Source organism: Aquibacillus sediminis, from assembly GCF_005870085.1.
Lineage (GTDB): Bacteria > Bacillota > Bacilli > Bacillales > Amphibacillaceae > Aquibacillus_E > Aquibacillus_E sediminis.
This window is the reverse complement of record NZ_SZNM01000016.1, coordinates 73,364-87,433: the sequence shown is the minus strand read 5'-3', so window position 1 is coordinate 87,433 and position 14,070 is coordinate 73,364. Positions and strand designations below refer to the sequence as shown.

The 14,070-nt window shown below is 38.0% G+C and carries 16 protein-coding genes and 2 rRNA genes; 17 read left to right on the top strand and 1 reads right to left on the bottom strand.

Features of this window, described 5'->3' with window-relative positions; translation table 11 throughout:
* The 17 genes from FCI53_RS14760 to FCI53_RS14685 all read left to right on the top strand — a co-directional run.
* Positions 1–401, top strand: a 23S ribosomal RNA gene (locus FCI53_RS14760); the annotation flags it as partial.
* Between the two features lie 244 nt (positions 402–645).
* Positions 646–761 (top strand): 5S ribosomal RNA (rrf, locus tag FCI53_RS14755).
* A 193-nt stretch (positions 762–954) separates the two neighbouring features.
* On the top strand, positions 955–2,169 hold the full coding sequence (locus FCI53_RS14750) for an ISL3 family transposase (protein WP_138419819.1): 1,215 nt from the start codon (positions 955–957) through the stop codon (positions 2,167–2,169).
* 650 nt (positions 2,170–2,819) lie between these two features.
* The gene (locus FCI53_RS14745; RefSeq protein ID WP_138419818.1) at positions 2,820–4,028 is read left to right on the top strand and encodes a dicarboxylate/amino acid:cation symporter; all 1,209 of its coding nucleotides are present in this window, start codon (positions 2,820–2,822) and stop codon (positions 4,026–4,028) included.
* Positions 4,029–4,384: 356 nt separating this feature from the next.
* The gene (locus tag FCI53_RS14740; RefSeq protein ID WP_138419817.1) at positions 4,385–5,527 is read left to right on the top strand and encodes a trans-sulfuration enzyme family protein; all 1,143 of its coding nucleotides are present in this window, start codon (positions 4,385–4,387) and stop codon (positions 5,525–5,527) included.
* Positions 5,528–5,664: 137 nt separating this feature from the next.
* On the top strand, positions 5,665–6,798 hold the full coding sequence (locus tag FCI53_RS14735) for a zinc-dependent alcohol dehydrogenase (protein ID WP_138419816.1): 1,134 nt from the start codon (positions 5,665–5,667) through the stop codon (positions 6,796–6,798).
* 119 nt (positions 6,799–6,917) lie between these two features.
* Positions 6,918–7,928 (top strand): STAS domain-containing protein, encoded by a 1,011-nt coding sequence (locus FCI53_RS14730; protein WP_138419815.1) that lies wholly within the window; start codon positions 6,918–6,920, stop codon positions 7,926–7,928.
* Between the two features lie 55 nt (positions 7,929–7,983).
* Positions 7,984–8,130: a hypothetical protein gene (locus FCI53_RS21535; protein WP_171038195.1), complete on the top strand. Its 147-nt coding sequence runs from the start codon at positions 7,984–7,986 to the stop codon at positions 8,128–8,130.
* A 51-nt stretch (positions 8,131–8,181) separates the two neighbouring features.
* A complete protein-coding gene (gene mug / locus FCI53_RS14725; RefSeq protein ID WP_138419814.1) occupies positions 8,182–8,700 on the top strand; it encodes a G/U mismatch-specific DNA glycosylase in 519 nt (172 codons plus the stop codon).
* 2 nt (positions 8,701–8,702) lie between these two features.
* On the top strand, positions 8,703–9,461 hold the full coding sequence (locus FCI53_RS14720; protein WP_138419813.1) for a (S)-benzoin forming benzil reductase: 759 nt from the start codon (positions 8,703–8,705) through the stop codon (positions 9,459–9,461).
* Between the two features lie 90 nt (positions 9,462–9,551).
* Positions 9,552–9,653, top strand: a complete 102-nt coding sequence (locus FCI53_RS14715; RefSeq protein ID WP_138419812.1) for a YjcZ family sporulation protein — start codon at positions 9,552–9,554, stop codon at positions 9,651–9,653.
* A gap of 325 nt (positions 9,654–9,978) precedes the next feature.
* Entirely contained in the window at positions 9,979–10,080 is a 102-nt protein-coding gene (locus tag FCI53_RS14710) for a YjcZ family sporulation protein (RefSeq protein WP_138419811.1), read from the top strand.
* Positions 10,081–10,211: 131 nt separating this feature from the next.
* Entirely contained in the window at positions 10,212–10,334 is a 123-nt protein-coding gene (locus FCI53_RS14705) for a YjcZ family sporulation protein (protein ID WP_138419810.1), read from the top strand.
* 220 nt (positions 10,335–10,554) lie between these two features.
* Complete coding sequence (map, locus tag FCI53_RS14700) at positions 10,555–11,304, top strand: type I methionyl aminopeptidase (protein ID WP_138419809.1); 750 nt, start codon at positions 10,555–10,557, stop codon at positions 11,302–11,304.
* A gap of 202 nt (positions 11,305–11,506) precedes the next feature.
* Complete coding sequence (locus tag FCI53_RS14695; RefSeq protein WP_138419822.1) at positions 11,507–12,187, top strand: AzlC family ABC transporter permease; 681 nt, start codon at positions 11,507–11,509, stop codon at positions 12,185–12,187.
* On the top strand, positions 12,184–12,477 hold the full coding sequence (locus FCI53_RS14690) for an AzlD domain-containing protein (protein WP_138419808.1): 294 nt from the start codon (positions 12,184–12,186) through the stop codon (positions 12,475–12,477). Before FCI53_RS14695 ends, FCI53_RS14690 begins: the two co-directional genes overlap by 4 nt.
* A 28-nt stretch (positions 12,478–12,505) precedes the next feature.
* Positions 12,506–13,039 carry a GNAT family N-acetyltransferase gene (locus tag FCI53_RS14685; protein WP_246050123.1) on the top strand — a complete coding sequence of 178 codons (534 nt, stop codon included), beginning with the start codon at positions 12,506–12,508 and terminating at the stop codon, positions 13,037–13,039.
* Positions 13,040–13,188: 149 nt separating this feature from the next.
* On the opposite strand, the gene FCI53_RS14680 is transcribed toward FCI53_RS14685, so the two are convergent.
* A complete protein-coding gene (locus tag FCI53_RS14680) occupies positions 13,189–14,055 on the bottom strand; it encodes a cation diffusion facilitator family transporter (RefSeq protein WP_138419807.1) in 867 nt (288 codons plus the stop codon).
* Positions 14,056–14,070: the final 15 nt, after the last annotated feature.

Below are 14,070 nucleotides of genomic sequence, written 5' to 3'. Positions count from 1 at the left end.
CGATGTCGGCTCATCGCATCCTGGGGCTGTAGTCGGTCCCAAGGGTTGGGCTGTTCGCCCATTAAAGCGGTACGCGAGCTGGGTTCAGAACGTCGTGAGACAGTTCGGTCCCTATCCGTCGTGGGCGTCTGGAAGTTTGAGAGGAGCTGTCCTTAGTACGAGAGGACCGGGATGGACACACCGCTGGTGCACCAGTTGTTCCGCCAGGAGCATGGCTGGGTAGCTACGTGTGGAAGGGATAAGTGCTGAAAGCATCTAAGCATGAAGCCCACCTCTAGATGAGACTTCCCATCATTTTAAATGAGTAAGATCCCTCAGAGACGATGAGGTTGATAGGTCCGAGGTGGAAGCGTGGTGACACGTGCAGCTGACGGATACTAATAGATCGAGGACTTAACTATATTGATTAGGAAGCGGAGACGACCGGTTAGGTCCGACTGGATAAGCAAGGCGCCGTAATGTGTCATGATCTTGGACACATGTAGGTGAATTGCTTATAGCAGCGAGGACCTGGGAGTCGGAGCTAGACTGTTTAAATGTTTGATTGTCTTGAGACTTTCTTATCTAGTTTTGAAGGTGCAAAAAACACTTGCATTATATATAAAAAATGCATATAATATATTTTGTCCTTAATAAAAAATACGGTTTAGTGGCAATAGCGAAGAGGTCACACCTGTTCCCATGCCGAACACAGAAGTTAAGCTCTTCAGCGCCGATGGTAGTTGGGGCCTTGCCCCTGCGAGAGTAGGACGCCGCTAAGCCACTTAACCCCTTAAAAATAGTATTATTTTTAAGGGGTTTTTAGTATAAAAAAGTGGAACACATTAGGCAGAAAACGGCTCTATAATATTTGTTGGGGTATTTAGACAATTTGAGCACAAAAAAACACGCAAACTCCTATATCCTTTACACTTGAATTGACTAGAAACAAGAAAGGGATAGGAGTGCGTGTAAATGAATTTTAACATGAATTTGCCAGGATTAGAAGACGTAATCATTACTAGAACTGAGGAGTTAGAGGGTTCTTACTACTTACATGTGAAGTTACCAATTAAAAAGCATAAATGTCCTGCATGTGGGGAATTGACCAGTCGTGTTCATGATTATCGTACACAGAAGATTCAACACCTGAAATTGTTTGAAAGAACGACTTATTTGTTATATCGAAAACGTAGGTATGTATGTTCCTGTGGTAAACGTTTTGCCGAAGAAAATAATATTGTTAATCGTTATCAAAGACATTCTATTGAGTGGAATCAAGCGCTTGGTTTACGCACGGTTAAGGGGAAAGACTTTAAAGATACAGCTGAACAATTTAGAACGTCACAAAAAACAGCTATACGCCGTTTTGATCAGATTGCTTCTTCTAGTTTGAAAAAGGTAGATACATTACCGCGTGTGATATCCATTGATGAGTATAAGGGAGATACATCTGCTGGAAAGTACCAGGTAATTATTACGGATGGCGAAACAGGTACACCATTAGACATTCTACCAAATCGTTCTGTAAAAACTGTTAAGAAGTATCTAAGGGAAAAGGGATCCGAGGTACAGATGGTAGTTATGGATATGAGTTACAGCTTCAAGTCTGCGGTTCAACAAGCATTAGACAATCCTATTATAGTTGCGGATCGCTTTCACTTTTGCCGTTATATTTATTGGGCTTTAAATCGCGTAAGAAGAAGAGTTCAAAATGAATTCCATGATTATGACCGTAAAAAGTGTAAGAGAATGAAGCATGTTTTTGATAAGCCTTATGAAGAACTAACTTATAAACAACATTGGTATTTGGAAAGGTATTTAGGATTGTCTGAAGATTTACGAACTGCTTATGCATTAAAAGAGGCATTTCGTGAATGGTTCGACAAAGTGAAAAAAGTTGGTACAACACAATTAGGAGAAGTGAAACAAGGGTTATATCGCTTTTATCATCAAGTGGAAAAGTCTGGCCTTGAAGAGTTTATAAAAGCAATTAAAACCCTGCAAAACTGGCAAGTAGAGATATTGAATAGCTTTGCGTTTGATTATAACAATGGAGTTACAGAAGGCTTGAACAATCAAACTAAGGTTATTAAACGCAATGCCTTTGGTTTCCAACGTTACGATCGTCTAAAGTCACGTGTATTATTGCATCATCAATATAAATCACTAGAAATTCAAGTAGGTTAAGGAGTAGGAGCAAGTACTCCTACCCCAACATTTGACGTAGAACCCAGAAAACTTCATAATTGTTCCTAAAGCAAGGTAAATAGAGAGAATGAATCTATAGGGCATCAATTTCAAATGGCCCAATAATTACTATTATATAAATAGGTAGAACTGAAATACATAATATATAGTTATTTTCAAAAAATAGTAAAGCTATTATAGGAATTTAAAATAGTACCAGCATACGCATACGAAGGGTGATCTTTAGTTTTGAACTACCCACCACTTAGCTAAAGCTTGAAGTGGGGGATTCCTACGAACACCAGTGTAACCACCAGTTACCTGAGTAGGCTCTACCCGTAGTCCCTACGGTGAAAGGTTAATATCTTGTGCGTTGGACTCTCCACACGCCCTACTCTGCTTGGTTTTCGCTACTTCGGTACGTGTGGGGCGATTATTGCTTGGATATTTTACGTGACAAAGCATTTCTTGTCACAACCTCATATATCCAGTTTTAAAAAAAGCAATCTGTACAAGAATTTTATACAATGCAAACAATTGTTTTGCTACGCAAAAAGGCGATTTATCCCCACATACTCATTGGGCTGTGCCCTTCACATTCCTTGAAGATGGGGGTTTTCTCGCCACTTATTGATAAAGGGGAAATTTTTATGAGGTTAACATCAAAAATTATTTTAGGTTTAGTACTTGGTGGAATTATAGGTCTAGTACTTAATATTACTTCACAAACATTATTTGAAAGTTTAAATACATGGTTATTTGTCCCATTAGGTCAAATATTTTTGAATTTTATTAATATGTTAGTTGTACCTATTGTGTTTTTCTCTCTTACTTTAGGAACAGCCGGTCTAGGTGATCCAAAAAAGTTAGGGCGTATTGGTGGTAAAACCATTTCCTTCTTTTTAGTTTCTACTGCGATGGCACTAATTATTGGGATAAGTCTAGCGTTCATTGTTCAACCAGGTGCTGGTGGTGACTATAATACAAATGTAGAGTACGAACCAGCGGAGGCACCTCCAATTGCAGATACTTTATTAAACATTATTCCAACCAATCCGATTCAAGCAATGGCTGAAGGTGACATGCTACAAATTATTGTTTTTTCTATCTTTGTTGGTTTAGGGCTTGCCGTTTTAGGTGATAAAACATCGGGTATTTTAAAATTAGTTGATCAAGGTAATGAGATCATGATGTATCTAGTTGGATTAATTATGAAATTCGCACCATATGGTACATTTGGGCTTATTGCGACTGCAGTTGGGACTCAGGGTCTATCGGCAATACGAAACATGGGAATGTACATGATCGTCGTCGTTTTAGCTTTATTCATCCATGCCATCTTCACATATGGTACTGCTGTGAAGGTTTTAGGCAAAATGAATCCATTACATTTCTTTAAGACGTTTGTGCCAGCAATGACCGTTGCATTTAGTACTTCAAGTAGTAGTGCGACATTACCTGTATCAATGAAAATTGCTCAAAATAATTTAAAGGTACCAGAACGTATTAGTAGTTTTGTTCAACCACTTGGTGCAACCATCAACATGGATGGTACTGGTATTATGCAAGGGGTCGCAACTGTGTTCATTGCCCAAGCGTATGGACTAGACTTAGCAGTAACCGATATTGTTACTGTGGTTCTAACTGCTGTGTTAGCTAGTATCGGAACAGCTGGGGTTCCTGGTGTTGGGTTAATCCTTCTTGCTATGGTATTGAACTCAGTTGGTTTACCACCTGAGGGGATTGGCTTGATTATCGGTATTGACCGTTTATTAGATATGACACGAACAGCTGTAAATATTACAGGTGATGCGGCTTGTTCAGTAGTTGTAGCGCAATCAGAGAAAAATAAATCTTAACGAAAAGCAGGGTCTTCCCTGCTTTTTTTTATCCAAGTCCTGCTTTAGCACTCAACGAAGAGCTTAACTCTCTTTACCTCAGGTTTATAGAAGAAGTTAGTTCGACAAGGTCACAGGACGTGACGCTCTTATGTGAACTCCTTAATAAAACATCGATTCACTCCGTTCCGTTTTAAAACAATTTCCTTTATCCCCTTTGGAAAAATATAATCGCCACTATGCACGGCATAACCGAACCACCTGCGATGCACAGGCGCAATACGTACGTGGCTATCCTGGCATTTCCGTCTTTGTTCTTGCCTTTTAATAATGAATTACGTTAAAGTTAGAGAATAAACAGAGAAGGAGAGGTACCTATGGGAAAGAAATTTGATACAAAAGCAGTACAGTTATCGATGAAAAATACAAATAAAATTAATAGTAAAGTAACGCCAATTTACCAAACAACAGCATTTCAGTTTTCAGATCTAGAAGATATAGAAAATTTTTATCAAGGTAAGAATGATTATTTATATTCAAGAGTAGGCAATCCGAATACAGATGAATTAGGTCGTGCTGTAGCGCAGTTAGAAAATGCACCAGCTGGAATTGCCACTTCTTCTGGTTTGTCCGCTATTTTAGTAGGTGTATTAGCTGTAGCAAAACAAGGGGATCATGTAATTGCGACAACGGATATCTATGGCGGTACTTATCAGTTACTAGCAAGTGAATTACTTGATTTTGGCATTGAAGTAACTTTTATCGATTTTTCAGACTCTAAAAAGATTGAAGATTCAATCAAAAAGAACACAACATTAATATATTCGGAATCGATTACGAACCCTTTACTACGTGTAGAGGATATCCAGACTGTTGTACAAATTGCTAAGAAGAATGGACTGTACACAATGATTGATAATACGTTTGCTACACCATTCTTATGCCAACCATATAATGATGGAGTCGATTTGGTTGTCCATAGTGCAACCAAATATTTAGCAGGTCACAGTGATGTTACAGCTGGTGTGATAGTCGGACAAGAGGAACTGATTGATAAAGCAAAAACAAAAGTTGTCAATATTGGAACCAATTTAAGTCCGTTTGATGCATGGCTTGCTTGTCGTGGTTTAAAGACATTGAGTGTTCGTATGGAGCGACAAGTTAACAATGCCCAACGACTAGCAGATGCATTAAGGGAGAACAAGGCGGTAGACAAAGTCTATTATCCAACTTCTGCAATATCAAAAGGCAATGGAGCAATTGTTTCGATTGATATAACGGATTCATGTGATGTGGAGACATTTTTCCGATCGCTTGACTGGATCAAAATTGTACCAACTTTGGCTGGAGTTGAAACATCTGTTTCTTATCCATTAAGTACATCCCATCGTGCATTACCAGAAGAGTCCCAAATTAAGTTAGGGATCACTAAAGGATTAGTTAGAATATCGGTTGGAATTGAGGATGCTGAGGACATTATTGCAGCATTCACATTGGCAATTGAAAAGTCAATAAAATAGGGAAACGATAGTAATGTGCGCATGCGCTTTTTAAATGGCGGTTTCTCGAAGCTTGATCTGTCCCTTGTTCAAAAGAGCATAAAACATTAGCAACATAGACAATCTATAAAGGAATGAATCAGACAAGGAGGGCAGTCATGAAGGCAGTTACTTATCAAGGCAAACATGAAATCGCAGTTACTAAAAAAGAGTATCCTAAAATTGAACATGAACAAGATGTGATTGTAAAAATAACGTCGACCGCCATTTGTGGTTCAGACCTGCACCTATATCAAGGGAATTTTCCGCTTCCAATTGGTTATAGTATTGGCCATGAACCAATGGGCATTGTGGAAGAGGTTGGCCCAAGTGTAACAAAGGTAAAAAAAGGGGATCGTGTTGTCATCCCTTTTACTGTAGCATGTGGTGAGTGCCAGTACTGCAAGGAGCATCATGAAAGTCAATGTGATAACGCAAATCCACACTATGATTCAGGTGGTTACTTTGGTTACTCTGAGAAGTTTGGGAATCATCCAGGCGGTCAAGCTGAATATTTAAAAGTTCCATTTGGAAATTATACCCCATTTAAAATCCCAGAATCATGTGAGCTTGAAGATAATAAACTTTTATTTTTATCTGACGTATTGCCAACCGCTTATTGGAGTGTTAAAAATGCAGGGGTGAAACAAGGGGATACGGTAATCGTATTGGGATGTGGACCGATCGGTTTAATGGCACAAGAATTTGCGTGGAAAGAAGGAGCCGATCGAGTTATTGCTGTTGATTATATCGAAAATCGCCTTGAGCATTCAAGACGTGTAAATAAGACAGAAGTGTTCAATTTTACGAAATATGATGATATGGGAGAAGTGTTAAAGGAAACGACAAAAGGTGGTGCTGATGTAGTAATTGACTGTGTCGGGATGGATGGCAAAAAGTCTCCTCTAGAATATGTGGAACAAAAGCTTAAACTTCAAGGTGGGACGATAGGGCCAATCCAAATCGCAACCAAAGCAGTACGTAAATGTGGTACCTACCAAATAACAGGGGTCTACGGTGGTCTTTACAATATGTTTCCACTTGGACCATTCTTTTCACGAAATGTTAATATTAAAACAGGACAAGCACACGCACGAACATTTATGGAACCAATTTATGATCAAATTGTAAATGGTGAAATAGACCCAACGAAAATGATTACCCATGAGCTACCATTAGATGAGGCACCACATGGTTATGATATATTTAATCGCAAGGAAGATAATTGTATTAAAGTTGTATTAAAACCATAATAAAAAAGACCTCTGTCACTAATGTAGTGGTAGGGGTCTTTTAATATTTATAGTCCGTTGCAATGTTTATAGTTCGTGTTAGAATTTAGTGTATATTTTGAAAAATTGCAGGTGATGGAATGAGTAAAATGATGAGTAATTCTAACTCACATGTTGTATGGAACAGTAGTAATGGGTCTATAAGGTTCGAAGGTGTGGATGCAATCTTACTTTGGGTGGATACGGCCCTGAAGTCATTTCTAGATACAATTGAAGAGGTTTCAGGTAGTGAGGCATCCCAAGTTGTGACAGAAACTGCTGGATTTAGAATGGGACAAATGGTTACTGATTTTTTTAATAAAGATCAACAAGTAGAAATGCTTCAGATGTTGCCTGAGATCTATGAATCGGCAGGCTGGGGAAGCGTACTGTTCTTCGAGTTATCTGAGGACACTCAAACTGCTCTAATAAGGATGAAGGATAGTTGGGAATTTAAAATAAATAAACAACAAGGGAAAAGTACCACTGGTTTATTTTTACCTGGTCACTTTGCCGGAATATTAACACAGTTGCTCCATACTAATATCAACTATGAGATTGTGAAGAGTCAGTTAAGAGGTGATGCATATGATGAATTTTATTGCTATCCAACTCAGAAATCACCCATTACCAATATTCATGATTACACACGCCAACAAGAACAGTTAGAAATAAAAAAATTAGAAGAAAAGGTACAGGAAAGAACTAAAGAACTAACAAATTTAGTAAATCAATTATCTTCTCCCATCATACCGGTTTTAGACAATATTGTAGTCATACCGTTGATAGGTACATATGATGCGTTACGTGCAAAAGAAACACTTTCACGAACAATGAGTGAAATAAAGGAATATAATGTAGATTTCCTAATTTTAGATTTAACAGCTATTGACGATACGATCAATGAGCATACCATTTCTTTAATACATGATTTAACAGGTGCGGTTGGATTACTCGGCACGCAAAGTATTATTGTTGGAATCTCTGCTAATCTTGCGGTTAATCTTACAAACGGACAAGTTGATTTGATACATAGTCTGAAAACATTTTCTACATTAAAACAAGGAATACATCATGCATTAGCTAAGCAAGGAAAATATATCGCCGATTGATTTTTGTATAAGGTCAATGATCATGGAAAAACTTCATTATAAGGAGGTTTCTCTCATGACTGAAAATAATAAGGACCAATTTAAACGTAGCTATGAGTCGGATGGTGTAATGGGAGTCGATAAAAAAACAAAAAGTAAAAAGCAAGAAAATAAAAACAAAAAAGATGCTATGTTTTTTAATACGACAGAATCAAGTGAGTAACAAAAACACCTACCATAGGTGTTTTTTACTTTTTAAAGGTTGGGATAATAGATGCTAGAACCAATACCAGATCATCTTACTAAAAATTTGAAGCTTTTGTTTGTTGGCTTTAATCCAAGTATTCGTTCGGCTGAAACAGGCCATCATTATGCGAATCCAAATAACCGTTTTTGGAAAATATTGTACCAATCAGGATTAACACCTAAACAGTTGACTGCCGACCAAGATCACGATTTGTTACAATATGGATACGGGCTAACAAATATTGTCGAAAGACCAACAAAGGAAGCAGCAGAGATAACGAAACAAGAATATCAACAGGGAAGACTAGCTTTAATCGAAAAAATTGCAACCTACAATCCGCAAATTGTTTGTTTTGTTGGAAAGGGTGTTTATCAGCAATTTAGTAAACGCAAACAGGTAAGTTGGGGCAAACAAGAACAAACGGTAACAGATGCAGTAGAATTCGTTGCGCCATCTTCTAGTGGGCTTGTCCGAATGAAAATGGAAGACATCGTTGCCATTTATAAACAGTTAACCGATCTAATCAATACTAACGGGAGGGAGTAAATATGAAATATGCTATTGTGACAGGTGCATCGAAAGGGTTAGGTGCATCGATTGCGAATTTACTAATGGAGAACGAAATTCATGTTATTGGGGTGGCAAGAAGTACCAATCAACAACTGGAACAACAGGCGCAATTACTAGGGGTAACGTATCACCATTACCCGTGTGATTTAAGTAATCCGCAAGAAGTAGAAAACGTGTTTCAAAAAATTGCAGAACAAGTGTTTACTGAAGGTACCAACCTTGTTTATTTAGTTAACAACGCGGGGGCACTTGAGCCAATGAAACCGGCAGGCGAACATAACTTGGATGATTTAACCAATCATGTACATATTAATTTATTAACTCCTATGGCAACAACGAATCTTTTCATTCAGCAGGCAAATAATACTGGTATTCCGGTGCTAGTTGCGAATGTAACATCAGGAGCAGCAAAACGACCAATTTACGGGTGGAGTGCTTATAGTAGCACGAAAATGGGGTTGAATCGATACTCAGAGACGGTAGCTTTAGAACAAGATGAGATTGGTACGCATAATAAAGTAATATTATTTGATCCTGGTCGAATGGATACCGATATGCAGGTGCATATTCGTTCAACAAGTGAAGATGATTTTAAAGATGTTGAGCAATATAAGCAAGCAAAACAGGAAGGGAGCTTACGCCACCCTAATATAGTAGCAAATGCATTAGTGCGTGTGCTTCTGGATGAACAAGGTATAGAAAATGGCAAACTTTATCTTGTAAAAGATTACGTATGATTTATGTAGTAGCCCATTTTTTTAATGAGCCCTTCCATTCTTGGTTACATCGCATAGTCTATAGTGAATCCAAATAAGGAGGGATAAAAGATGGGTGCAGGTTATGGATCTGGATCAGGTTTTGCGTTAATTGTAGTGCTGTTTATCTTGTTAATTATTATCGGTGCATCTTGGGGCTACGGCGCATATTAAAAACTTAAAGAAAGCTGAAATGCCAGGTAAAGGGCTATTTTATAGTCCTTTACCATTTTTATTTCATAAAGATGAAGCTGTAAGCAGAGGGTTAAGTTGGTAAGCTTTTTCTAACGTTACCGAAAGTGCTCGTACAACGTAAGTACCCCGGCGTAGGGATCGACCTGATAACTACCGAATTACTTCATACAATAGCAAATCTGTAATAAAAAGAACATCCTTCGCAACATAAAAGTAGGTATACACCCAATTTTATGTTTCAAGCTTCCAAAAGCATGATATACGGCATAGTTTATTAGTGAAATAAGTTAAGGAGGGATAAAAGATGGGTGCAAGTTACGGATATGGATCAGGTTTTGCGCTAATCGTAGTATTGTTTATCCTATTAATCATTGTGGGCGCTACTTGGGGTTATGGCGCATATTAACATGAATGACTACTAGGAGTAGAATGAATTTTCTACTTTTACTATAACAATTGGAGTAAACAGTTAGTGGTTGCTTCGTCCTAGTGGTAGTGCACAAATAACTAGTATCATTGTTAAGGAGGTATGTTTGAATGAGTAAAGAGGTAGGATATGGATACGGATCAGGATTTGCGCTGATTGTTGTGCTATTTATATTACTAATCATTGTAGGTTCTTCATGGTTTGGAAGTGGCTACGGGGGTTATGGCTACTAAAATAATGAAATTGGGACTAGGGGAAGAGCCCCTAGTCCATTAATTATAGGAAACAAAATTTTAATGGTTACAAAGACATTTTTTACGAAAAAATATGATAAACTATTAAAGGGTATGTGTTATAATTTAAGGAATTATTTTATACTAAAATTGATTAACATGAAAAGCCTAGTTTACAATTTTGTATGTTCATTTACATAGAAAGAAAGGAAGTTTATAAATGATTACACGAAAGAGTAGTAGAGAAATTGAAATGATGGATGAAGCAGGGACGTTGTTAGCGAACTGTCATAAAGAGATTGCGAAAAGAATAAAGCCAGGTGTTACAACAAAAGAAATTGATGATTTTGTTGAAGATTACTTAGCGAAGCACGGGGCTACTCCAGAACAAAAAGGATATAATGGTTATGAGTTTGCGACATGTGCATCGATTAATGATGAGATTTGCCATGGTTTTCCTCGAGATGAAAAGTTGGTCGAGGGCGATATCGTTACGATTGATATGGTTGTCAACTTAAATGGAGGTTTAGCGGATTCTGCTTGGACTTACGTTGTCGGGGAAGCGGATGAAAAGACACAACGACTGCTCGATGTGACGAAGACGTCTTTATATAAAGGGATTGAACAAGCAAAAGAAGGAAGCAGAATTGGTGATATTGGCCATGCCATTCAAAAGTATGCCGAAGCAGAAGGGTATGCAGTTGTTCGTGACTTTACGGGACACGGAATTGGACCAACCATTCACGAGGAACCACACATTCCCCATTTTGGCTTACCTAATAAAGGGCTACGTCTAAAAGAAGGGATGGTTATTACAATTGAGCCAATGATCAACGAAGGTACTTGGAAAAGTCAAATGGATTCCAATAATTGGACAGCTCGAACTGTTGATGGGAGTCGTTCTGCTCAATATGAACATACCATTGTCATTACGAAAGAAGGACCTCGTATTTTAACGGATCAAGATTAAAAAACAATGATGGATAGACTAAACCTAATGGTCAATGGTCTATCCTTTTTAAATATAGTAACAAACTTTTACATACCAATTTATTACGTCAATGTGTTAAAGTGGTATTTAATGAAAAGGGATTGCGCAAGGGGGGGGATTCGTATTGACATCAAAAGTAGCATCCACAACAACGGAAGATACTTCTTCCGCTCGTTTGAGGATGATTCAAAGAGGAATTGCTAAAGGGATCCCAATTATGTTTGGCTACTTACCAATTGCGTTAACATATGGGGTTTTGGCTAAGCAGGCAGGGTTAACAGTCGTCGAGATCACGTTGATGAGTGTATTTGTATTTGCTGGTGCAAGTCAGTTTATGGCCGCAAGTATGATGGCGCTTGGCACTGGTGCCATGGAAATTATTATTGCAACATTTGTTCTTAATTTTCGTCATTTTGTGATGAGTCTATCTTTCATGAATCGTTTAAAAGGGTTTGGACAAAGATGGAAAGTCCCACTTTCATTAGGGCTTACAGACGAAACATTTGCTGTTGCCTCGATACATACGAAAGAAGCAAAACAAGAAAAAGGGGCATATTTTTACGCAGCATTGATATTAACGGCATATACTTCGTGGGTAATTGGCTCTTTTATGGGGGGAATATTAGGTGACATTATTCCAGCTGCTTTAAGCCAAAGTATGGGGATTGCCTTGTACGCTATGTTTATTGGGTTGCTGATCCCATCTGTAAAAAAAGAAGTGAAGGTTGCTTTAATAGCTATTATTGCGATGCTTATCAATTATATGTGCCAACTCTTTATGTCAGAAGGATGGGCGATCGTGACAGGTACATTAATAGGTGCACTAGCCGGTATTCACTTGTTAGGAGATCAGGAAGCATGATATTTTTTATTATCATTGGGATGGCACTTGTAACGATGATTCCGAGAGTCCTTCCTGCGTACATAGTAGATAAAGTTCATTTTCCGAACTGGGTGAATAAGTGGTTAAATGCGATTCCATATGCTGCGCTTGGTGCTTTAATTTTTCCAGGAATTTTATCGGTGAAACCTGAACAACCGATGGTGGGTATATTAGGTGGCGTTGTTGCAATCATTCTTGCTTTGTTTGGATTGAATGTCATATTAGTAGTTCTAGGTGCCATTATTACGGTATTTATTACAACGTTGTAAATAAGATCTTCGCTATAAGGAGTGGGAAATGGTGTATCAGATAAGAATGGCTAAGTTTGTAGATGCAGAACAAATAGCAGAAGTTCATGTTGATAGCTGGAAATCAACTTATGCTGATCTAATTAATGAAAAGGATATGTCTAATATCACGTATGAAAATCGAAAAACACTTTGGGAGACAGTCTTAAAAATGCCTAAAGAGGGGCAACCAGCTATCGTTGTAGAAGACGATAGGGAACGGATTGTCGGCTTTATTTCTGGCGGGAAAGAACGAACGAAGCGATTTGGTTATGATGGAGAGATTTATGCCATCTATTTGTTAACTGATTATCAGAGAAAAGGGCTTGGATCGATGTTATTGCATGCCTTTGCGGAAAAAATGCAAACCGAAGGATATAGCTCGATTTTAGTATGGGTGCTCACTGAGAATCCATCAAACCAATTTTATTTAGATTATGGTGCCAAACAAATAGAAAAAGAGGAAACAACAATTGGTTCTGGTACCTATCAAGAAACGGCATATGGGTGGAAAGATATTGATCAATTGCTGGCGAAATTTTAATACAACAAAAGTGAAATGATAAATTATGGCCTAGTTGTTTAATAGGCTGCATGTAAAAAAGCTCAGAATTTATTCTGAGCTTTTTTATATAATTTGCCAAACGGACACCAATCAATAAGAAATTGGTTAAGGAGAGTGCGAAGTATTGGCTAATGGTAAGGTTCAACATGAATATGTGCATGTGGTACATCATGTTTTTTATCAAGTAAAATTTCTATTTTATCGGAAATATCATGGCTTTCTTGTACAGTGAGATTAGGGTCAACATAAATAGTGACATCAAGGAGTGCTTGATTTCCGTGGATTCGCCCTTTGACGTCTTTTACTTCCTTAACTTCTTGGACTTGTTGGATACTTAACTTGATTTCATCTAGTTGCTCCTCATCAAACCCGTCTGTCAAAGTATGGGTTGATTCACGGAAAATCGACCAAGCTGTTTTACAAATAATCAAACCTACCATAAGACCTGCTAATGGATCTAACCAGAACAATCCAAATTGTGCTCCAGTAATCCCAACAAAAGCCCCTAAACTAACTAGAGCATCGGATTTATTATCTTGCGCAGCTGCATGTAGTGAACTACTTTTTACTTTTTTTGATAAGTTTAAATTATAACGATACACAAACAGCATAATAATTGCTGCGATAAGAGCAGTCCATCCAGTTAACATAGTCGGCTCTGAATAATTACTATTCATAATGGATTGTACCGTATCAACGATGACTTGGATCCCAACTGTTATCATAATAAAGGCAGCAATTAAGGAAGCGATCGTTTCTGCACGGAAATGTCCATAATGGTGATCTTCATCTGGAGGCTTCCGTGAAATTTTTAAGCCGATTAACACTGCAACGGATGCAATAACATCGGTTGTATTGTTTAAACCATCCGCTCGTAATGCTTCCGATCCACCGATTGATGCAATGACTAATTTGATGACAGATAAGGATAGATAGGCTGCAATACTTATCCAGGCCCCTTTTTCCCCTTTTTTTAAGTTATCGTAATGGTCCATATTTTTGCCGCCTCC